Below are 19,481 nucleotides of genomic sequence, written 5' to 3'. Positions count from 1 at the left end.
GGTCCTTCTACTTGCCCTTGTCGGTCCAGCCGAGATCGCGGCTGATCGCCCGCGCGGTCGTCACGACGTCGTGCGACAATGCGTCCATGCGCGCATCGTCCATATATTGCGCGGCGCTGGAGACGCTGATCGCGCCGACGATCTTGCCCGAGGCGTCGCGCAGCGGCGCGGCGACGCAGCGTATCTGGTCCTCATTCTCCTCGAGGTCGAACGCGCGGCCCGCGACGACATAGCCGTCCATCCGTTCGCGCCAGAGATCGGCGGCGATACGGTGCGTGCTGGTCTCCTGTTCGCGCGCCAGCCGATCCAGCCAGTAATCGACCGGGTGATCCAGCATCAGCGCCTTGCCGAGGCCGGTCGAGCTGAGCGGATGGCGATCACCGACGCGACTCGAGATCGTGATGCGCCGGCGGCCCGCAACCTTGTCGAGGTAGAGCGCCTGATCGCCGTCGAGGATGCCGAGATGGACCGTATCCTCGCTCGACGCCGCCAGCCGCTCGAGATGATCGCGCGCGACCTGGATCAGATCGGTCTGCGCGTGCGCGAGGTGACCAAGCGCGAGCAGCTTCGGCCCAAGGCGATAGCCCGCGCGCGGCGTGAAACCGAGATAGCCGCGATCGACCAGCGCGCTCGCCAGCCGGTGCGCGGTGCTCTTGGCGAGGTCGAGGCGTTGGGCAAGCTCGGCGAGCGAAAGCGAGCCTTCGCTCACGGCCTCGATCACGTCGAGACCGCGCATCAGCGTCTGGCTGCCGGCGCCGACGCTGGCCGACGTAGCGTCCGATGGGGGCGTGCTCATCTTGACCTGCTCACTTCCAACTCATAGAACACATTCTCACATATTGGCAATCAGCTCGGCGCCTGCTGGGCGAAGCATAAGAGAGTGAAGGCCGGTGGCGCTACCGTTGATCAAGCAGGTCCGCGCATTCGTGGTGCGCGGCGGAGGCGCCGACTATCACGACCAGGGCGCCGGCCACTGGATCGACGACCATATCTCGACGCCGATGGCGCGCTATCCCGATTATCGGCAGAGCCGGCAGAGCTTCGGCATCAACGTGCTGGGCACGCTGGTGGTGGAAATCGAGGCGGCCGACGGCACGGTCGGCTTCGCGGTGACGACCGGCGGCGAGCCCGCCTGCTTCATCGTCGAGAAGCATCTTGCCCGCTTCCTCGAAGGCCGCGATCCGGCGGATTACGAGAAAATCTGGGACCAGATGTACTTCTCGACCCAATATTACGGGCGCAAGGGGCTGGTGGTGAACGCTATTTCCGGCGTCGACCTCGCTCTGTGGGATCTGCTCGGCAAATTGCGGCAGGAGCCGGTCTACAAATTGCTCGGCGGCAACGTGCGCGACGAGCTGCAATTCTACGCCACCGGCGCGCGGCCCGATCTCGCCAAGGAGATGGGCTTCATCGGTGGCAAGCTGCCGCTCCACCACGGCCCCGCCGAGGGGATCGAGGGGCTGCACAAGAATATCGCCGACCTTGCCGAGATGCGCGCGCGCTGCGGCGACGATTTCTGGCTGATGCTCGATTGCTGGATGAGCCTCGATCTCGATTACGCCACCCGCCTCGCGCACCGCGCGTGGGACGAATGCGGGCTCAAGTGGATCGAGGAGGCGCTCAGCCCCGACGATTATTGGGGTTATGCCGCGCTTCGCAAGAATGCGCCCAAGGGGCTGCTCGTCACCACCGGCGAGCATGAGGCGACCCGCTGGGGCTTCCGCATGCTGATGGACATGGAATGCTGCGACATCATCCAGCCCGACGTGGGCTGGTGCGGCGGCGTGACCGAGCTCATCAAGATCGCCAATTACGCCGACGCCAAGGGGGTGATGATGGTCCCCCACGGTTCCTCGGTCTACAGCTACCACTTCGTCATCACGCGGCATAACTCGCCGTTCGCCGAGTTCCTGATGATGCATCCTGGCCCGAGCGAGGTGGTGCCGATGTTCGCGCCGCAGCTGCTGGGCGAGCCGGTGCCGGTCAACGGCAAGATCCGCGCGAGCGAACTCGACAAGCCCGGCTTCGGCGTCGAGCTCAACCGCGATATTCCGCTCCACCGCCCCTATACGCATTGAGGACAGCAGGTTCATGAAGCTTTGCCGCTACGGCCCCGCGGGCGCCGAGAAGCCCGGCCTGATCGATCAGGCCGGCGTCATCCGTGACCTGTCGGGCATCGTCCCCGACGTCGGCGTCGCCACGATCGACGCGGTACGCGGTGTCGATCCGACGACGCTGCCGGTGGTGGAAGGCAGCCCGCGCTACGGCGTGCCAGTCGCCGGCATCGGCAAGATCGTCGCGATCGGCCTCAATTATCGCGATCATGCGATCGAATCGAACCTGCCGATCCCGACCGAGCCGATGATGTTCATGAAGGCGCTGTCGAGTCTGTCGGGCCCGAACGACGACGTCATGCTGCCCAAGGGATCGACCCATGGCGACTGGGAGGTCGAGCTGGGCGTCGTCATCGGCAAGACCTGCACCTATGTCGACCAGGCCGAGGCGCTCGACCATGTCGCCGGCTACGTGCTGGTCAACGACGTGTCGGAGCGCTTCAACCAGAAGCAGCGCGGCACCCAGTGGAGCAAGGGCAAGGGCCACGACACCTTCTGCCCGGTCGGCCCGTGGCTGGTGACGCCCGACGAGATCGGCGATCCGCAGGATCTGGCCATGAGCCTCGACGTCAACGGCCAGCGGATGCAGACCGGTAACACCAAGACGATGATCTTCGCGGTGGCCGAACTGATTTCCTATGTCAGCGAATATATCACTCTGCTGCCGGGCGACCTGCTCATCACCGGCACGCCGCCGGGCGTGGGCGAGGGCAAGAAGCCCGACGCAGTCTACCTCAAGGCCGGCGACACGATGACGCTGGCGATCGACAAGCTCGGCACGCAGACCCAGCACGTGACGGCGTGGCGCCATCCCCGCACGGGAGCCGCGGCATGAGCGTCTATCCCGGACGGTTCGAGGGTCGGACCGCGATCGTGACCGGCGGCGCCTCCGGCCTCGGCAAGGCGGTGGCGCAGCGCATCGTCGCCGAGGGCGGCACCGTGTCGCTGTGGGATCTGAACGCCGAGGCGCTGGGCGCGGCGAAAGCCGAGGTCGGCGCCGCGCACATCCGCGCGATCGACGTGTCGGATCACGCCGCCGTCGCCGCCGCCGCGCAGGCGAGCCGCGAGGCGCTCGGCGGCATCGACATCCTCGTCGCCTCGGCCGGCATCACCGGCGCCACTGCGCCGGTGTGGGAATATCCGATCGACAGCTGGCAGCGCGTGTTCGACATCAACGTCAACGGCCTGTTCTATTGCTGCCGCGCGATCGTGCCGTTCATGCTGGAAGCGGGCTATGGCCGGATCGTCAACGTCGCGTCGGTCGCAGGCAAGGAGGGCAATCCCAACGCCTCGGCCTATTCGGCGTCGAAGGCGGCGGTGATCGGCCTCACCAAGAGCCTCGGCAAGGAACTCGCCGGCAAGGGCGTGATCGCCAACGCGCTGACCCCGGCCACGTTCGAGAGCCCGATCCTCGCCCAGCTGCCGCAGAGCCAGGTCGATTACATGCGCTCCAAGATCCCGATGGGGCGCCTCGGCGAGGTCGAGGAATCGGCGGCGATGATCTGCTTCATGGCCAGCGAGGAATGCAGCTTCACCACGGCCTCCACCTTCGACACGTCCGGCGGCCGCACCACCTTCTGAGACGATCCGGCCAGCACCCTCCCACCAGAGGAGGGGCGGCCCCGCACACCAAGGAGAGGCAGTTGGACCTCGTTCCGTTCGTCGACGCCCATGTCCACCTGTGGGATCTGTCGCACATCCGCTATCCGTGGCTGACGCCGCCGTTCGACGACAGCGGCCCCAACGGCAGCACCGCGCCGATCGCGGTCGATTATGGCGTCGAAGACTATCTCAAGGACGCCGCGCGCTGGAACGTGCGCGGGATCGTCCACATCGATGCCGGCGCCGAGCCCGAACAGGCGCTCGACGAGACGCGCTGGCTGGAGGCGCAATCGGCGGCGCACGGCATGCCCAACGGTATCGTCGCCTTCGCCCCACTGCAGGATCCGGACGTCGACGCACTGCTGGAGGCGCATGCGGCCTACCCGCACGTTCGCGGCATCCGCCAGATCGTCAACTGGCACGTCAACCCGATGCGCACCTACAATCCCAGCGACGCGACGCTGGACGACGATTGGTGGCGCGGCTTCGGCCGGCTCGGGCGGCATCGCCTGTCGTTCGACCTGCAATGCTATGCACCGCAGATGGCGGGGCTCGCGCCGCTGATCCAGCGCCACCCGGACGTACCGGTGATCATCAACCATCTTGGCATGCCGATCCCGTCCGAGCGCGAGGGCATGGTGCGGTGGCGGTACGGTATCCGCGCGCTTGCCGCCTGCCCGAACGTCCACATCAAGATTTCCGGCCTCGGCTTCATCGATCGGGCGTGGACGCTGGAGACGGTCGCGCCGATCCTGCGCGAGGTGATCGACGTGTTCGGCGTGTCGCGCTGCATGTTCGCGAGCGATTCGCCGACCGACAAGTTGTTCGCGCCGTTCGACCGCTATCTCGAGGCCTACCACGCCTTCGCCGCGCCCTTCTCGAACGACGAGCGGCGCGACCTTTTCGGCCGCAACGCCAACCGCGTCTACCGGCTGGGTCTCGACGTCTGATGGAGAAGATCGCCTTCCGCATGACGCTGAAGCCGGGGCAGCTCGCCGAATATCGGCGGCGCCACGACGAAATCTGGCCCGAGCTGGTGGCGTTGCTCAAGGATGCGGGCATCCGCGATTATTCGATCCATCACGATGCCGAAACCAACGCGCTGTTCGCGACGCTCTGGCGCGACGACGATCACCGCATGGGCGCGCTGCCGGCGCATCCCGTCATGCGCCGCTGGTGGGCGGCGATGGCGCCGCTGATGGAGACCAACCCGGACGGATCGCCGGCCAGCGTCCCGCTCGACACCGTGTTCCACCTCGAATGAACGACGAAGCGGCACCAACGCCGCTCTATGGGAGAGTGTGATGGGTGCGAACCCGCTTCTCGGCGTGCTTTTCCATTGGATCGGCGGCCTCGCCTCGGCCAGCTTCTACGTGCCCTATCGCGGGGTGAAGCGCTGGAACTGGGAAATCTTCTGGCTCACCGGCGGCATCTTCTCGTGGGTGATCGCGCCGTGGTTCTTCGCGTGGATCCGGACCGAGGATCTGTTCGGCGTGATCGCGCAGGTTCCGGGCCATATCGTCGGCCTGTGCATGCTGTTCGGCATCCTCTGGGGCTTCGGCGGGCTCACCTATGGCCTCACCATGCGCTATCTCGGCCTGTCGCTCGGCATGGCGGTGGTGCTGGGGCTGTGCACCGTGTTCGGCACGCTGATTCCGCCGATCGTGCAGGGCAAGCTCTACGACACGTTGCTGGCGACCGAATCCGGCCGCATCATCCTGCTCGGGCTGGTCGTGACGATGGCCGGCATCGTCGTGGTCGCACTGGCCGGCGCGCGCAAGGATGCCGCACTTTCGGACAGCCAGAAGGCGGCGGTCATCGCCGAGTTCGACTTCCGCAAGGGGATCGCGGTCGCGGTCTTCTCCGGCATCATGTCGGCCTGCTTCGCGTTCGGCATCAGCGCGGGCGAGCCGATCAAGGCGCTGTCCGCCGCCGCCGGCACCGGCCCGCTGTGGACCGGCCTGCCGACCTTGTGCCTCGTCATGTTCGGCGGCCTGCTCACCAACGCCGTGTGGTGCCTGTGGCTGATCCTGCGCAATCGCAGCGCCGGCCAGTGGGTCGGCCGCGGCGAGGCGCGCGGCGCGCCCCTGCTGGCCAACCTGCTGCTGTGCGCGCTGGCGGGGACATTGTGGTATTTCCAGTTCTTCTTCTACACGATGGGCGAGAGCCAGATGGGGCGCTTCGGCTTCTCGTCATGGACGCTGCACATGGCGTCGATCATTATCTTCGGCACATTGTGGGGCTTCGCCTTCCGCGAGTGGAAGGATGCCGCGCCGCGCGTGCGGTGGATGGTGTGGGCCGGCGTGGGCCTGCTGGTGCTGGCGACGATCGTGATCGGCTACGGCAACCGCCTCGCCGCCTGAGCGGCTTGCGATCCGCCGCCGAGTCGCATAGCCAATCGGGGTCGCCCGATCCTGCGGGCCGACGTGCACCATGGTCCCGACGAGGTCGTGCCGGCGAGGCCTGCCGCCCGGCGACCCGAGCGGAGGACCGATGCAGCACGACACGACCGCCCCACGCCGCCCGCTCTGGACCCACCTCTACGCGCAGGTGATCGTGGCGATCGTCGCCGGCGTGATCGTCGGCCACGTCTGGCCCGCGTTTGGCGCCAGCCTCAAGCCGCTGGGCGACGGCTTCGTGAAGCTGGTGCGGATGATCATCGCGCCGGTGATCTTCCTGACGATCGTCTCGGGCATCGCCCATCTGCGCGAACTGGGCGCGGTGGCGCGGATCGCCGGCAAGGCGTTCGCCTACTTCCTCACGCTGTCCACCGCCGCGCTCATCATCGGCCTGATCGTGGCGAACGTCGTCCAGCCGGGCGCGGGCATGCATATCGATCCGGCGACGCTCGACGCGTCGAAGGTCGCGACCTACGCCGCCAAGGCGCACGACCAGACGATCACCGGCTTCCTGCTCGCGATCATCCCCGACACGATGCTGAGCGCGCTTGCCGGCGGGGAGATCCTGCAGGTGCTGTTCGTCGCGATCCTGACCGGGATCGCCATCGGCTTCGTCGGCGAGCCGGCGCGGCCGCTGATGGATCTGGTCGGCGCGGCCGAGAAGGTGGTGTTCCGCATCGTCGGCATCCTGATGAAGGCGGCGCCGATCGGCGCGTTCGGCGCGATGGCCTTCACCATCGGCCAATATGGCGTGGGGGTGCTGGTCAACCTCGCCGGGTTGGTCGCCTGCTTCTACCTGACGTCGTTGCTGTTCGTGCTGGTGGTGCTGGGGCTCGTCGCGCGCGCCACCGGCTTCTCAATCCTGCGGCTGATCCGCTATCTCGTGCCCGAACTGCTGCTCGTGCTCGGCACCTCCTCGTCCGAGGCAGCGCTGCCGAGCCTGATCGAGAAGATGGAGCGCGCGGGGTGCGCGACGCCGGTGGTCGGCCTGGTCGTTCCGACCGGCTATTCGTTCAACCTCGACGGCACCAACATCTACATGACGCTCGCCGCGTTGTTCATCGCACAGGCGTGCGGCATCCACCTGTCGTGGGGCGAGCAGGCGCTGCTGCTGGGCGTGGCGATGCTGTCGTCGAAGGGCGCGGCGGGCGTCACCGGTGCGGGTTTCATCACGCTGGCGGCGACTTTGTCGATCGTCCCGTCGCTGCCGGTCGCGGGGATGGCGCTGATCCTCGGCGTCGACCGCTTCATGAGCGAGTGCCGCAGCCTGACCAACTTCATCGGCAATGCGGTGGCGACGATCGTGGTGGCGCGCTGGGAAGGCGCGCTCGACCGCGAGCGGTTGGCGGAGGCCTTGGGCGGCAACTGACATTTCCGTTCGCCCTGAGGAGCCGCTGAGCGAAGTCGAAGCGGCGTCTCGAAGGGCCCTTCGAGACGGGCCTTCGCCTGGGCTCAGTCCCCCCTTAGGGCGAACGGCAATCCCGGCTGAATCAGCGCGTCGCGTTGTAGGCGAGCTGCGATTCGTTGAGCTGGAAGCCGATCAGCAGCTCGAAATTGGCCTGGTTCACCGCCGACTTGATGCGCGGATCGGACAGCGGATCGATCGAGGCGTCCGCATCGGTCGCCTTGCGCTTGCGGTTCAGGCGCTCGGCGGCGACCTGCGGCAAGGTCGCCAGCGACTTCTCGATGTCGGCGCCGGCCTGGGCAGTGGCGGTCGCGCGGAGCTGGCCATCGGCGAAGTGGATCGCGACGCGGCTTTCCTGCTTCGACATCATCCGCGTGCCGGCGCGCACGACCGATGCGAAATAAGGCAGCACCAGCTCGCGATCGCCATGCGGGCTGGAGCGGCGCGCGACGACGTCGAACGTCACCGTTTCGTGCACCACCGTGCCGGTCTGGTCGCACTGGCTGCGCAGGTTGGTGATCGTCGCGATCACGTCGAGCGCGCGCGCGTCGCGGCTCTGCTCGGGCGAGAAGAGCGTGACGTCGCCGGTATAGGCCGGCACCGCGACCGCCGGACAGGTCGAGCGCACCACCTTGAGCCCGCCGGTCGCGTCCAGATCGGTGTCGTGCGCGCAGCCGCCCAACAGCGACAGCATGGCGACCGAGGCAAGCACGATACGGGTCACGAGGGCGGGGATCCTTACGTCCGGGATAAAGACGCCTCATAGGAACCGCCTTCCGCCGGGGCAAGCAATGGCGTAGTGGGATGCGGTGGACCGCGTCTCTCCCCCCCAAGGGTCCAAGCCGCCGCTTGACCTGCTGATCGCCGCGCCACGAGGCTTCTGCGCCGGGGTCGATCGCGCCATCCGCATCGTCGAACTGACGATCAAGAAGCTCGGGCCGCCCGTCTACGTCCGCCACGAGATCGTCCACAACAAGCATGTCGTCGATGCGCTGAAGGCCAAGGGCGCGGTGTTCGTCGAGGAGCTGGACGAGGTGCCCGACGGGCGCCCGGTGGTCTTCTCCGCGCACGGCGTACCCAAGGCGGTGCCGCACAAGGCCGCGACGCGCGGGCTCGACTTCGTCGATGCGACCTGCCCGCTGGTGTCCAAGGTCCATCGCGAGGCCGAACGGCAGGTGGCCGCCGACCGGCATATCCTGTTCATCGGCCATCGCGGCCATCCCGAGGTGATAGGCACGCTCGGCCAGGTGCCCGAGGGCAAGATGACGCTGGTGGAGACGCTGGCGGACGCCGAGGCGATCGCCCCCCCCGATCCCGATCGCCTCGCCTTCCTGACCCAGACGACGTTGTCGGTCGACGACACGAGCGACATCGTCGCGGCATTGCGCCGCCGTTTCCCCACGATCGAGGGGCCGCGCGGCGAGGACATCTGCTACGCCACGTCGAACCGGCAGGCGGCGGTGAAGGAGATCGCGCCCCTGTGCGACGCCATGCTGGTGATCGGCGCGGCCAATTCGTCCAACTCGGTCCGGCTGGCCGAGGTCGCCGAACGCGCCGGCGCGCGCGCGAAGCTGATCCCCTGCGTCGAGGCGCTCGATCTGAACTGGCTCGCCGGGGTGCGCACGCTCGGCATCACTGCCGGCGCCTCCGCGCCCGAGGCGCTGGTGCGCGCGCTCGTCGATCATCTCAAGACGCTCTACGACGTGTGCGAGCGCGAGGTCGCGGGACGGCTGGAGACGATGACCTTCAAGCTGCCGCGCGGCCTGGAAGCCGCCTAAGCGCAGCGGGAGCGTCATGGCCGTCTATACCCACGTCTCCGCCGAGGAATTGGCGGACCTGCTCGGCCGCTACGACGTCGGCACGCTCGTCTCGGCCAAGGGCATCGCCGAGGGTGTGGAGAACAGCAATTATCTGGTCGACACGACCGAAGGCCGCTTCATCCTGACGCTCTACGAGAAGCGCGTCGATGCGGGCGACCTGCCCTTCTTCATGGCCTTGCTCGATCATCTGGCGGCTAAGGGGCTGGCGGTGCCGCCGGCGATCAAGGATCGCGCGGGCCAGGCGATCCAGCAATTGTGCGGACGGGCGGCCTGCCTGATCCGCTTCCTGCCGGGCGTGTCGCTGTCACAGCCGACGCGCGCGCAGGCGACCGCCGCCGGCGACGCGCTGGGGCAATTGCATCGCGCCGTGGCCGATTTCGGCGAATCCCGCGCGAACTCGATGGGACAACCCACCTGGGCGGGCCTGTACGAGCGATGCGGCACCAGCCTCGATACGATAAGCCCCGGCCTCCATGCCGATCTCGGGCTGGCGATCGGCGAACTGGCGGCGACATGGGATCGCGAGGGACTCGACCGGTGCGCCATCCATGCCGACCTGTTCTCCGACAACGTATTGATGATCGGCGACGACGTGACCGGGCTGATCGATTTCTATTTCGCCTGCACCGACATCCGCCTCTATGATCTAGCGGTGATGCACGCCGCCTGGTCGTTCGACGCGACCGGCATGCAGCATGATTCGGCGATCGGGGATGGCCTGATCGCGGGCTATTCGAGATATTTTCCATTGAACGATGACGAACGATCCGCCTTCCGCGACATGGCGGTGGGCGCCTGCATCCGCTTCACCTTGTCGCGGGCGTGGGACTGGCTCAACACGCCGGCCGACGCACTGGTGACGCGCAAGGATCCGCTGGCCTTCTGGCGGCGGCTGAAAATCTACGACCCCGCGCTGGCCGCGCGCTGCGGGACGCTGGCATGAGCGAGCTGCCGCAGGTGGCGATGGCGACCGATGGCGCGTGCAAGGGCAATCCCGGCCCCGGTGGCTGGGGCGTCGTGCTGCGCATGGGGACGGCCGAGAAGGAATTGTCGGGCGGCGAGATTCTCACCACCAACAATCGCATGGAATTGATGGCCGCGATCCGCGGGCTGGAGGCGCTGACCCGCCCCTGCCACGTGACCCTGTCGACCGACAGTCGCTACGTGATGGACGGACTGACCAAGTGGCTGAAGGGCTGGCAGCGCAACGGCTGGAAGACCGCCGCGCGCCAGCCGGTCAAGAATGCCGACCTGTGGCAGGAACTGATCGCCGCCGCCGCCCCGCACCGGATCGCGTGGGAATGGGTCAAGGGCCATGCCGGCCATCCCGAAAACGAACGTGCCGATCGGCTGGCGAGCGACGCGGCGGTGGCGGCAACGCGGCGTTAGCGAAAAGACAAGGCTGGCGGTCGTACACTAGCCATTCACGCCAGATATTGATAATCAGTCGCACCCCATGACAGGATCCGCGCCGGTGCGCCTCGACCAGCTTCCTCCCCGCCATCCTTCCCGCATCGCTGCGATCGACTGGGCGAGCGTGGGCGAGCGCGAGGGCAAGCGCCTGCGCGAGCTCGGCTTCGACCACGGCGTGGCGATCGAGGCGCTGCACCACGGCGCGTTCCAGGGGCCGATCGCGTGCCGCGTCGGCCGCATGACGATCGCGCTGCGGCGACGTCTGGCCGCGTCGGTGACCGTCGAACCCGCATGACCCCCGCACCGATGGTCGCGCTGGTCGGCAACCCCAATGCCGGCAAGAGCGCGCTGTTCAACGCTTTGACCGGCGCGCGGCAGAAGGTCGGCAATTATCCCGGCGTGACGGTCGAGCGTAAATCGGGGCGGCTGGCGCTCGATGACGGCCGGCCGATCGAACTGGTCGACCTGCCCGGCACCTACAGCCTCGATCCCGCGAGCCCCGACGAGGCGGTGACGCGCGACGTGTTGTTCGGCGCCCAGGCGGGCGAGCGGCGGCCATCGGCGCTGGTGGTGGTGCTCGACGCGACCAACCTCGACAATCATCTCCGCTTCGCGCTGCAGCTCGTCGCGCTCGGCCTGCCGACGGTCATCGCGCTCAACATGATCGACATGGCGCGCCGCGACGGGCTCGACATCGATCTGGCCCGCCTGTCGGCCGAGCTCGGCGTGCCGGTCGTGCCGACCGTGGCGGTCCGCAAGACCGGGCTCGACGAATTGCGCGCGGCGCTCGGCCGCGCTGTCGGCGGCGGCGGGCGGCTCGCTCTAGCCGCGCCGCCCGCCGACGACCTGACCGCGCTCCAGCGCCGTGCCCGCCGCATCGCCGACGCCGTCACCACGCAGACGCGCGCGACCAATTTGTGGACCCAGCGGTTCGACCGGGTCGCGCTCCACCCGGTCGCCGGGCCGATCCTGCTCGCCGTGCTGATGTTCGTGATGTTCCAGGCGGTCTTTTCGTGGAGCCAGGCGCCGATCGACGCGCTGGCCGGTCTGCAGGCCTGGCTCGGCAATCAGGCGGTGGCGCATCTGCCCGACGGCTTCCTGCGCTCGCTGCTGGTCGAGGGCGTCATCAACGGCGTCGGCTCGGTGGTCGCCTTCCTGCCGCAGATCCTGATCCTGTTCGCCTTCATCCTCGTGCTCGAGGCCTCGGGCTACATGGTGCGCGCGGCCTTCCTGATGGACCGGCTGATGGCGGGCGTCGGCCTGTCGGGGCGTGCCTTCATCCCGCTCCTCTCCTCCTTCGCCTGCGCCATTCCCGGCATCATGGCGACGCGATCGATCGACGATCCGCGCGATCGGCTGACCACCATCCTGATCGCGCCGATGATGACCTGTTCGGCGCGGCTGCCGGTCTATGCCGTCATAATCGGCGCCTTCATCCCAGCGCGGCAGGTCGTGCCCGGCGTGGGGCTGCAGGGGCTGGTGCTGTTCGGGCTCTACCTCGCCGGGATCGCCGGAGCGATGCTGGTGGCGCTGGTCTTCAGGCGAACGATCGCGCGCGGCGGCGGCGGCGGCTTCATGATGGAATTGCCCAAATATCAGATGCCGGTGTGGCGCGACGTCGCGATCGGCCTGTGGCAGCGCGCGTTCGTATTCCTGCGCCGCGCGGGCACCACGATCATGGCCGTCACGCTGACCTTGTGGCTGCTCACCTCCTATCCGCAGGTGCCGGCGGGCAGCCCGATGAAGCAGAGCGAATATTCGATCGCGGGCCGCATCGCGAGCGGGCTGGAGCCGATCGTGCGGCCGATCGGCTTCAATCACGCGCTCAGCCTCGCGATCATCCCGGCGATGGCGGCGCGCGAGGTGGCGGTCTCGGCGCTGCAGACGGTCTATTCGATCGACGCCGGCGACGACGAGAAGCAGGGCCAGGAGCGGCTGACGGAGCGGCTGCGCGGGGCATGGTCGCTGCCGACCGCGCTCGCTTTCCTCGCCTGGTTCGTGTTCGCGCCGCAATGCCTGTCGACCATCGCGGTGATCCGGCGCGAGACCAACGGCTGGGCATGGCCGGCCTTCACGCTCGCTTATCTGTTCGGGCTGGCGTGGATCGCCGCGGGCATCACCTTCTGGACGGCGACCGCACTGGGGCTTTAGACTTGCCCTTCACCGTCACCCCAGCGAAAGCTGGGGTCTTTCAAGGCTGGGCGAATCTCCCGCGGGAGATTCCAGCTTTCGCTGGAATGACGGAGTAAGAAGAGAATGGCTGGCAGCGTCAACAAGGTGATCCTGGTCGGCAATCTGGGCCGCGATCCCGAATCGCGCAGCTTCCAGAATGGCGGCAAGGTCGTGAACCTGCGCATCGCCACGTCGGAGACGTGGAAGGACCGCGCTTCGGGCGAGCGCAAGGAGAAGACCGAATGGCATTCGGTCGCGATCTTCAACGAAGGCCTCGCCAACACCGCCGAGCGCTATCTGCGCAAGGGCAGCAAGGTGTATATCGAAGGCCAGCTGCAGACGCGGAAGTGGCAGGGCAGCGACGGCCAGGACAAATATTCGACCGAGATCGTGCTGCAGGGTTTCAACGGCACCTTGGTGATGCTCGACGGCCGTGAAGGCGGCGGTGGTGGCGGCGCCGGCGGCGGCTGGAGCGGGGGCGATGACAGCAGCTTCGTCGGTAGCGGCGGCGATCGGGGCGCCGGCGGCGGGCGTGACTTCGGGGGCGGCAATCGCGGCGGTGGCAGCGGCGGTGGCAGCAAGCCGCAGCCGTTCGACAGCGATCTCGACGACGATGTGCCGTTCTGAAGGCATAGCCTGAAGGCGCGCAACTGGTGATCGCCCGACGCGCCGTGGCTCGGCCCGCGCGTCAGGCGTCCTGCAATATCTTCAGGAAATCGGTGATCTGGCCGCCGGTCGCGGCGGCGCGATCGGTCAGTTCGGTCGCGAAGCGCAGCATTTCGGCCGCACCCCGAACCGCATCGGCGGCATTGTGGCGGATCGCCTCCGCCTCTGTCCGCACGCGCCGCGCGCCATCCGAGGCCCGCGCGGAGTAATGCGCGATCAGATCGGTCGCCTCCGCTTCGTCCAGCAGGGCGGCGATGGCGCCGATCGAATTGGCCTCCACCTTCGTCACCATCTCCTCCATGCCGCGCTGGGCGCGCGAGACGCCGCTGGCGGCCGCGCGCACCGCGTCGAGCCGCGCGCCGATCGTGCCGGCGGCCTCGCGCGTCTGGCTCGCGAACGCCTTGATCTCATGCGCGACCACCGCGAAGCCGCGTCCCGCCTCGCCCGCACGCGCCGCCTCGATCGTCGCGTTGAAGGCGAGCATCGACACCTTGCGCGAGATCCGTTCGATCATGCCGGCAAAGTCGGCAATGTCGTTCGCGGCGTCTTCGAGCCCGCGCGTCTCGGCACCGCTCTCGCGTACGACCGTGATCGCGTCGGCGGTCGCACGCTGCGTCGCGCCCATATTCTCGCGCACGTGGCGGTGCGCCTCGGCCAGCGCGGCCGCGCGTTCGGCCACCGCCGCAAGCCCCGCGCCGGTCTCGTCCGCGACGCCGGCCATCGCAGCGGCGCGCGCGCCGGTCCGCTCGGCCCGATCGCCGGTGTCGCCGGCCGTCTGGCCGATCGCCCGCGCGATCTCGGCGAGCGCTCCGGTCAGCGTGTGCGCGTCATGTTCGAGCGTCGCCGCCGCTTGATCGATCCGATCGAGCCGCTGCAGGCGACGCGCGGTCGCGCGCTCCTCGCGCAGTGCGACGAGCCGCAGCAGTTCGTGATTGCCGATCACGCCGCGATACCGCCCCGCGACCGTGACGATCAGCCCTTCGCCCGCATCCTGCCCTGCCCATGCACCGAGCATGAAGTCGAGCGCGGCATCCAGTTCGATTGCGGGGCAAGGGCGCACATGCTGGGCGATATTGCCGCCAAAACCGGGATTGTTGAGCAGCGAATGGCCGAAGGGATTGAACAGCAGCCGGCGGATATCGCGTTCAAACAAAGCTCCGGTCGGCCGGTTGAGGCCATCGAGCACGGCGATCAGGCGCAGATCGGGATGATCCTGAAACAGCGCCACTGCATCGTAGAGGCTGCCATCGGCGGACACGGCCGCATCGCGCAACGCGGCCAGAACTTCGCCCGCCGGGATATCCGCCGCACCCCCCATCTCGATCCGACTACTGTGCATCCGCGCCTCTCCCGCAGGCGGCGGTAGCGGCGGGAGGTGAAGGAGCGCTTAGGTTTCGATGACGATCATGTGACAGTCAAAGACGATCGCGCAGCGCCTTGAGCGCGCCGAACGGCCCGGCATCGCCTTCCTCCAGCACGCCTGCCTCGCGCAGCGTCGCGTCGGCGTCGGGCGCGCGCGGAAACGGATCGAGCGCCAGCGCCAGCGTCTGCGCAACCGCCTCGCCCAGATCGATCGCCGAGCCCTCGTAGCTCATCACGTCGAGATCGTCCGCCGCCAACTCCATCTCCTCGATCGAGGACGGACCGACCGGGGCGAAGCGGATCGTGAACGGCTCCTCGATCGTCGCCGGCACCGGCGCACCGCTCGCCACGCAGGCCTGCGTCACCGCCGCGACGATCGCACCGGTAGCGGTGACCACGTCGTCCGCGCGCACGAGCGACGCCGTCGCCTCCAGCCGCTCGATCGACAGCAGGTCGAACCGCCGGGCAAGCGCCGCCCGCTCCGCCGGCTCGGCGCCGATCGCGACCGCATGCGGTTCGCTGCCGATCGTGTCGATCCGGAACGGGCGGGAGAATTCGGGGTCGGTCACGCGCTCAATACTCCGTCAAGCAGGATGGATGCCGGCGTCGCCTCCAGTGTGGCGCGCATCGAGACGAGACCGTCGCGCACCACCGCCACCGCGCCGGGTGCAGGCGCCGCTCCGCGATAGATATTGCGGCGGATCGCCGTGTCGAGGTCGCCGCCAGCGCCGAAGCCATCGCGAAAGGCGCCGAGCCGGCCGCCCAGCGCCCCCATCATGCGCCCGACATGCTTGCCGACGACGATGTCGCCGATCCCGCGCTCGCGCAGCTGGCCATCCATGTCGTCGACGAACAGTTCGGCGAGATAGGCGGCGGGCGCACGGCCGACATCGCCCTCTTCTTCCAGCCGCAGCAGCACGAGCGCGAGGATCGCGGCGACCATATCGAAGCGCCCGTCGATCGTGTCGGGCACGCCGCCCGCCTTGTACCAGACTGGTCGGCGGGCTGCTGCGACCACGGCATGGTAGAGCGGAGCGAGCGCATCGCGCTCGCGCGCTCCGAACAGGCGCCGCCACAGTCCCGCCACTCGCCGCATCTCCCTCTCGCGCCCGCTTGCCGCGCAGGCGTCGAGGCCATATTGAGGCCGGCGCGTGCGGTTGCAATCCCGGCGCTGTTTTAGTGACGTCGGGAGACTTTGGGCATGGGCGATTCGATCAACGGCGGGCGTGCCGCGCCGCTTGGAATCGCGATGCTGGCGGCGCTTTTGGCGACGGGCTGCACCCGCGTGCGCGATCACAAGGGCTATGTGGTCGATCGGTCGCTCATCAACCAGATCGAGCCGGGCGTCGACAATCAGGATTCGGTGTCGAAGACGCTTGGCCGACCGAGCTTCGCCAGCGAATGGGACAGCGGCACGACCTGGTATTTCCTCGCGCGCGACACGCGCCAGCTCGCTTTCTCGACGCCGGAGCCGGTGTCGCAGATGCTGCTGACGATCCGCTTCAACGGGCAGGACGTCTCGTCGGTGCAGAAGACCGGGCTGGAAACGATCCGCCACGTACCGATCTACGGCAAGCGCACGCCCGTGCTGGGCCGCGAGCGCAGCTTCTTCAGCGAGCTGTTCGGCAATATCGGCGCGGTCGGCTCGGCCGGCCAGACAGCCCCGACCGCCGACAATCCGCGCGGCGGCGGCAACTAGGCGCCACGCGGACGCGCGTCAGGCCGCCTGGTCGGCGATGCGCAGCAGATATCGCCCGTAGCCGGTCTTCGCGAACGCCTCGCCGCGGGCACGCAATTGCTCGCGCGTGATGAAGCCGTTCTCGAACGCGATCTCCTCCAGCGCGGCGACCTGCATGCCCTGGCGATGCTGGACGGTGCGCACGAATTCCGATGCCTCCAGCAGCGAATCATGCGTGCCGGTGTCGAGCCACGCATGGCCACGCGACAGCTGCTCCACGAACAGCTCGCCACGCTCCATGTACATGCGGTTGAGATCGGTGATCTCCAGTTCGCCGCGCGGCGAGGGGCGCACCTGCTTGGCGAACTCGACGACTCGATCGTCGTAGAAATAGAGGCCGGTGACCGCCTGGTTCGATTTCGGCTTGGCGGGCTTTTCCTCGATCGAGATGGCCCGGCCTTCGGCATCGAGCTCGACCACGCCATAGGCTTCGGGATGATCGACCCGATAGGAGAAGACGGTCGCGCAATTCGTCCGCGCCTTGGCCGCCATCAGCCGCGCCGACAGATCGGCGCCGAAGAAGATGTTGTCGCCGAGCACCAAAGCCGCCGGACCGCCGTCGAGGAAGGTCTCGCCGATCAGGAAGGCCTGCGCCAACCCCTCGGGCTTGGGTTGGACGGCATAGGTGATGCGCATGCCGATCAAATGCCCGTCGCCGAACAGCCGGATATAATTGTCGAGATATTCGGGCGCGGAAATGATGAGCACGTCACGGATGCCGGCGAGCATCAGCACCGACATCGGATAATAGATCATCGGCTTGTCGTAGATCGGCAGCAGCTGCTTGTTGACCGCCAGCGTCGCCGGGTGGAGCCGCGAGCCGGTGCCGCCGGCGAGGATGATACCCTTCATGCTTGGTCCTTGAGGAGAGTGTCCACGATCGCATCCACCGCGACATGCCACTCGGGCGCGGTGATGCCGAAATCGCGCGCGAGTTTGGCGGTCGACAGGCGCGAATTCGCCGGACGGCGCGCGGGGGTGGGATAATCGGCGGTGGTGATTCGGGTGACGATCGGGCGCGGACGGCCGTGCGTCGCCGCGCGCGCGACCACCGCCTCGGCGAGATCGGCCCAGTTCGCCTCGCCGGCGTTGACGAAATGATAGGTCCCGCGCGGCGCATCGGGCTGCGCTAGCCGATCGACGATGGCGATGCAGGCGCGGGCAATATCGTCGGCCGAGGTCGGGCAGCCATATTGGTCGCCCACGACGCGCAGTTCGGGACGGCCGGCGGCGAGGCGCAGCATCGTCTTGACGAAATTCGCGCCGTCGGCGCTCACCACCCACGCGGTGCGCAGGATGATATGGTTGGGATTGGCGGTGCGCACCGCCTGCTCGCCACCCTCCTTCGACGCGCCATAGACGCCGAGCGGCGCGACCGGATCATCCTCGACGTAAGGTTCTGCCTTCGACCCATCGAACACATAGTCGGTCGACAGATGGACGAGCGGGATGCCCGCCTTGGCGGTCGCCGCTGCGAAAGCCGCCGGCGCGAGCGCGTTGACCGTCCAGGCGGCGACGACGTCGGCCTCGGCCTTGTCGACGGCGGTATAAGCGGCGCAGTTGATGACCGCCTCCCACTCCTGCGAGGCGACCATCTCGGCGAGCGCCTCGGGATCGGCGAGGTCGAGCAAAGCGCGCTTCGGCGCGACCACGCGATCGGGCGCCAGCCGCTGCAGCGCGCGGCCGACCTGGCCGGTGCCACCGGTGACGAGGATCGCCATCAGCCGGCCAGCCCGACGCGTTGAACCGCGCCCTTCTCCTCGACCAACGGACGCCACCATGCCTCGTTGTCGAGATACCAGCGGATCGTGCGCTCGATCCCGCTGTCGAACGTCTCCTGCGCGGTCCAGCCGAGCGTGCGCTCGATCTTGGACGGATCGATCGCATAGCGATGATCGTGGCCGGGGCGATCCGCCACCTGCCCGATCTGATCCTTGTAGGAGCGGCCGTCGGTGCGCGGGCGGACCTGATCGAGTGTTTCGCAGATGCGCGTCACCACCGTGATGTTGGTGCGCTCGGCGCGGCCGCCGATGATGTAGCTCTCGCCCGGCGTGCCCTTCTCGAACACCGCGGTCAGCGCGCGGGCATGATCCTCGACGAACAGCCAGTCGCGCACGTTGAGGCCCTTGCCGTAGACCGGCAGCGTCTCGCCCGCGAGCGCCTTGATGATCATCAGCGGGATCAGTTTTTCGGGGAAGTGGTACGGCCCGTAATTGTTCGAGCAGTTGGTCACGAGCACCGGCAGGCCGTACGTATCGGCCCAGGCGCGGACGAGATGGTCCGACGACGCCTTCGACGCCGAATAAGGCGAGTGCGGATCGTAGGGCGTCTCCTCGGTGAAGAAGCCGTCATCCGCCAGCGTGCCGAACACCTCGTCGGTAGAGATGTGATGGAAACGGAACGCTGCCTGCGCATCGGCGTCCAGCCCGCGCCAATAGCCGAGCGCCGCCTGCAGCATCGCGAAGGTGCCGACGATGTTCGTCTGGATGAACGCGCCCGGCCCATCGATCGAGCGATCGACGTGGCTCTCTGCCGCGAGATGCGTGACGACGTCGGGTCGGAACGCGGCCATGGCCGCCGCGATCGCCGCCTGATCGCAGATATCGGCCTGCAGGAACGAATAACGCGGGCTGTTCGCGATCGGATGAAGGCTGGCGAGGTTACCCGCATAGGTCAGCTTGTCGACGTTCAGCACGGTGTGCGGCGTCTCGCGCACCAGATGCCGGACGAGCGCGGAGCCGATGAAGCCCGCCCCGCCGGTGACGAGGATGCGCAGCGGAGTGGGGGATG

The 19,481-nt window shown here is 67.9% G+C and carries 22 protein-coding genes; 14 read left to right on the top strand and 8 right to left on the bottom strand.

Features of this window, described 5'->3' with window-relative positions:
* Positions 1-7: 7 nt before the first annotated feature.
* Positions 8-796 carry an IclR family transcriptional regulator gene (locus K8P63_RS02125; RefSeq protein ID WP_223798242.1) on the bottom strand — a complete coding sequence of 263 codons (789 nt, stop codon included), beginning with the start codon at positions 794-796 and terminating at the stop codon, positions 8-10.
* Between the two features lie 94 nt (positions 797-890).
* On the opposite strand from K8P63_RS02125, the gene rhmD reads away from it, so the two are divergent.
* From rhmD to K8P63_RS02090, 7 genes are all read left to right on the top strand, one after another.
* The gene (gene rhmD, locus K8P63_RS02120) at positions 891-2,078 is read left to right on the top strand and encodes an L-rhamnonate dehydratase (protein ID WP_223798241.1); all 1,188 of its coding nucleotides are present in this window, start codon (positions 891-893) and stop codon (positions 2,076-2,078) included.
* 13 nt (positions 2,079-2,091) lie between these two features.
* Entirely contained in the window at positions 2,092-2,949 is an 858-nt protein-coding gene (locus K8P63_RS02115) for a fumarylacetoacetate hydrolase family protein (protein ID WP_223798240.1), read from the top strand.
* Positions 2,946-3,695 carry an SDR family NAD(P)-dependent oxidoreductase gene (locus tag K8P63_RS02110; RefSeq protein ID WP_223798239.1) on the top strand — a complete coding sequence of 250 codons (750 nt, stop codon included), beginning with the start codon at positions 2,946-2,948 and terminating at the stop codon, positions 3,693-3,695. The genes K8P63_RS02115 and K8P63_RS02110 overlap by 4 nt, the downstream gene beginning before the upstream one ends.
* A gap of 62 nt (positions 3,696-3,757) precedes the next feature.
* A complete protein-coding gene (locus K8P63_RS02105) occupies positions 3,758-4,666 on the top strand; it encodes an amidohydrolase family protein (protein ID WP_223798238.1) in 909 nt (302 codons plus the stop codon).
* Entirely contained in the window at positions 4,666-4,980 is a 315-nt protein-coding gene (gene rhaM, locus K8P63_RS02100; protein WP_223798237.1) for an L-rhamnose mutarotase, read from the top strand. The genes K8P63_RS02105 and rhaM overlap by 1 nt, the downstream gene beginning before the upstream one ends.
* A 40-nt stretch (positions 4,981-5,020) precedes the next feature.
* Positions 5,021-6,079 (top strand): L-rhamnose/proton symporter RhaT, encoded by a 1,059-nt coding sequence (gene rhaT / locus K8P63_RS02095; RefSeq protein ID WP_223798236.1) that lies wholly within the window; start codon positions 5,021-5,023, stop codon positions 6,077-6,079.
* Between the two features lie 130 nt (positions 6,080-6,209).
* Positions 6,210-7,484 (top strand): dicarboxylate/amino acid:cation symporter, encoded by a 1,275-nt coding sequence (locus tag K8P63_RS02090; RefSeq protein ID WP_223798235.1) that lies wholly within the window; start codon positions 6,210-6,212, stop codon positions 7,482-7,484.
* A gap of 121 nt (positions 7,485-7,605) precedes the next feature.
* Here the strand turns inward: K8P63_RS02090 and K8P63_RS02085 are convergent, their stop codons facing one another.
* On the bottom strand, positions 7,606-8,244 hold the full coding sequence (locus tag K8P63_RS02085) for a hypothetical protein (protein WP_223798234.1): 639 nt from the start codon (positions 8,242-8,244) through the stop codon (positions 7,606-7,608).
* An 85-nt stretch (positions 8,245-8,329) separates the two neighbouring features.
* Here K8P63_RS02085 and ispH point away from each other — a divergent pair, with 85 nt between their 5' ends.
* The 6 genes from ispH (at position 8,330) to ssb (ending at position 13,552) form a co-directional block, all read left to right on the top strand.
* Positions 8,330-9,298, top strand: coding sequence for a 4-hydroxy-3-methylbut-2-enyl diphosphate reductase (gene ispH, locus K8P63_RS02080; protein ID WP_223798233.1), 969 nt, complete (start codon positions 8,330-8,332; stop codon positions 9,296-9,298).
* Between the two features lie 16 nt (positions 9,299-9,314).
* Positions 9,315-10,283, top strand: coding sequence for a homoserine kinase (gene thrB / locus K8P63_RS02075; protein WP_223798232.1), 969 nt, complete (start codon positions 9,315-9,317; stop codon positions 10,281-10,283).
* Positions 10,280-10,729, top strand: coding sequence for a ribonuclease HI (rnhA, locus tag K8P63_RS02070; protein WP_223798231.1), 450 nt, complete (start codon positions 10,280-10,282; stop codon positions 10,727-10,729). Before thrB ends, rnhA begins: the two co-directional genes overlap by 4 nt.
* An 85-nt stretch (positions 10,730-10,814) precedes the next feature.
* Positions 10,815-11,048, top strand: coding sequence for a FeoA family protein (locus K8P63_RS02065; RefSeq protein WP_223798230.1), 234 nt, complete (start codon positions 10,815-10,817; stop codon positions 11,046-11,048).
* Positions 11,045-12,904: a ferrous iron transporter B gene (gene feoB / locus K8P63_RS02060; RefSeq protein ID WP_223798229.1), complete on the top strand. Its 1,860-nt coding sequence runs from the start codon at positions 11,045-11,047 to the stop codon at positions 12,902-12,904. Before K8P63_RS02065 ends, feoB begins: the two co-directional genes overlap by 4 nt.
* 105 nt (positions 12,905-13,009) lie before the next feature.
* Positions 13,010-13,552, top strand: a complete 543-nt coding sequence (gene ssb / locus K8P63_RS02055; protein WP_223798228.1) for a single-stranded DNA-binding protein — start codon at positions 13,010-13,012, stop codon at positions 13,550-13,552.
* 61 nt (positions 13,553-13,613) lie between these two features.
* Here ssb and K8P63_RS02050 read toward each other — a convergent pair whose 3' ends face one another.
* From K8P63_RS02050 to K8P63_RS02040, 3 genes are all read right to left on the bottom strand, one after another.
* On the bottom strand, positions 13,614-14,930 hold the full coding sequence (locus K8P63_RS02050; protein WP_223798227.1) for a methyl-accepting chemotaxis protein: 1,317 nt from the start codon (positions 14,928-14,930) through the stop codon (positions 13,614-13,616).
* Positions 14,931-15,006: 76 nt separating this feature from the next.
* Positions 15,007-15,522 (bottom strand): YceD family protein, encoded by a 516-nt coding sequence (locus K8P63_RS02045; protein ID WP_223798226.1) that lies wholly within the window; start codon positions 15,520-15,522, stop codon positions 15,007-15,009.
* Positions 15,519-16,049 carry a ubiquinol-cytochrome C chaperone family protein gene (locus tag K8P63_RS02040; RefSeq protein WP_223798225.1) on the bottom strand — a complete coding sequence of 177 codons (531 nt, stop codon included), beginning with the start codon at positions 16,047-16,049 and terminating at the stop codon, positions 15,519-15,521. The genes K8P63_RS02045 and K8P63_RS02040 overlap by 4 nt, the downstream gene beginning before the upstream one ends.
* A gap of 105 nt (positions 16,050-16,154) precedes the next feature.
* Here K8P63_RS02040 and K8P63_RS02035 point away from each other — a divergent pair, with 105 nt between their 5' ends.
* A complete protein-coding gene (locus K8P63_RS02035; RefSeq protein WP_223798224.1) occupies positions 16,155-16,652 on the top strand; it encodes an outer membrane protein assembly factor BamE in 498 nt (165 codons plus the stop codon).
* 18 nt (positions 16,653-16,670) lie between these two features.
* Here the strand turns inward: K8P63_RS02035 and rfbA are convergent, their stop codons facing one another.
* From rfbA to rfbB, 3 genes are read right to left on the bottom strand one after another with little or no spacing between them, the layout of a single operon-like run.
* Entirely contained in the window at positions 16,671-17,543 is an 873-nt protein-coding gene (gene rfbA / locus K8P63_RS02030; RefSeq protein WP_223798223.1) for a glucose-1-phosphate thymidylyltransferase RfbA, read from the bottom strand.
* Positions 17,540-18,412 (bottom strand): dTDP-4-dehydrorhamnose reductase, encoded by an 873-nt coding sequence (rfbD, locus tag K8P63_RS02025; RefSeq protein ID WP_223798222.1) that lies wholly within the window; start codon positions 18,410-18,412, stop codon positions 17,540-17,542. Before rfbD ends, rfbA begins: the two co-directional genes overlap by 4 nt.
* Positions 18,412-19,467: a dTDP-glucose 4,6-dehydratase gene (gene rfbB, locus K8P63_RS02020; RefSeq protein ID WP_223799929.1), complete on the bottom strand. Its 1,056-nt coding sequence runs from the start codon at positions 19,465-19,467 to the stop codon at positions 18,412-18,414. Before rfbB ends, rfbD begins: the two co-directional genes overlap by 1 nt.
* Positions 19,468-19,481 lie beyond the last annotated feature (14 nt).

The organism is Sphingomonas nostoxanthinifaciens, from assembly GCF_019930585.1.
GTDB classification, from domain to species: Bacteria; Pseudomonadota; Alphaproteobacteria; order Sphingomonadales; family Sphingomonadaceae; genus Sphingomonas_I; species Sphingomonas_I nostoxanthinifaciens.
This window is presented reverse-complemented; position numbering and strand designations above follow the sequence as displayed.

What these genes read in the sequence shown, in the direction of transcription:
- K8P63_RS02125 (WP_223798242.1), bottom strand. Translation starts at nt 796, where the DNA reads ATGAGCACGCCCCCATCGGACGCTACGTCGGCCAGCGTCGGCGCCGGC.
- K8P63_RS02115 (WP_223798240.1), top strand. Translation starts at nt 2,092, where the DNA reads ATGAAGCTTTGCCGCTACGGCCCCGCGGGCGCCGAGAAGCCCGGCCTG.
- K8P63_RS02110 (WP_223798239.1), top strand. Translation starts at nt 2,946, where the DNA reads ATGAGCGTCTATCCCGGACGGTTCGAGGGTCGGACCGCGATCGTGACC.
- rhaM (WP_223798237.1), top strand. Translation starts at nt 4,666, where the DNA reads ATGGAGAAGATCGCCTTCCGCATGACGCTGAAGCCGGGGCAGCTCGCC.
- rhaT (WP_223798236.1), top strand. Translation starts at nt 5,021, where the DNA reads ATGGGTGCGAACCCGCTTCTCGGCGTGCTTTTCCATTGGATCGGCGGC.
- K8P63_RS02090 (WP_223798235.1), top strand. Translation starts at nt 6,210, where the DNA reads ATGCAGCACGACACGACCGCCCCACGCCGCCCGCTCTGGACCCACCTC.
- thrB (WP_223798232.1), top strand. Translation starts at nt 9,315, where the DNA reads ATGGCCGTCTATACCCACGTCTCCGCCGAGGAATTGGCGGACCTGCTC.
- rnhA (WP_223798231.1), top strand. Translation starts at nt 10,280, where the DNA reads ATGAGCGAGCTGCCGCAGGTGGCGATGGCGACCGATGGCGCGTGCAAG.
- feoB (WP_223798229.1), top strand. Translation starts at nt 11,045, where the DNA reads ATGACCCCCGCACCGATGGTCGCGCTGGTCGGCAACCCCAATGCCGGC.
- ssb (WP_223798228.1), top strand. Translation starts at nt 13,010, where the DNA reads ATGGCTGGCAGCGTCAACAAGGTGATCCTGGTCGGCAATCTGGGCCGC.
- K8P63_RS02050 (WP_223798227.1), bottom strand. Translation starts at nt 14,930, where the DNA reads ATGCACAGTAGTCGGATCGAGATGGGGGGTGCGGCGGATATCCCGGCG.
- K8P63_RS02040 (WP_223798225.1), bottom strand. Translation starts at nt 16,049, where the DNA reads ATGCGGCGAGTGGCGGGACTGTGGCGGCGCCTGTTCGGAGCGCGCGAG.
- K8P63_RS02035 (WP_223798224.1), top strand. Translation starts at nt 16,155, where the DNA reads ATGGGCGATTCGATCAACGGCGGGCGTGCCGCGCCGCTTGGAATCGCG.
- rfbA (WP_223798223.1), bottom strand. Translation starts at nt 17,543, where the DNA reads ATGAAGGGTATCATCCTCGCCGGCGGCACCGGCTCGCGGCTCCACCCG.
- rfbD (WP_223798222.1), bottom strand. Translation starts at nt 18,412, where the DNA reads ATGGCGATCCTCGTCACCGGTGGCACCGGCCAGGTCGGCCGCGCGCTG.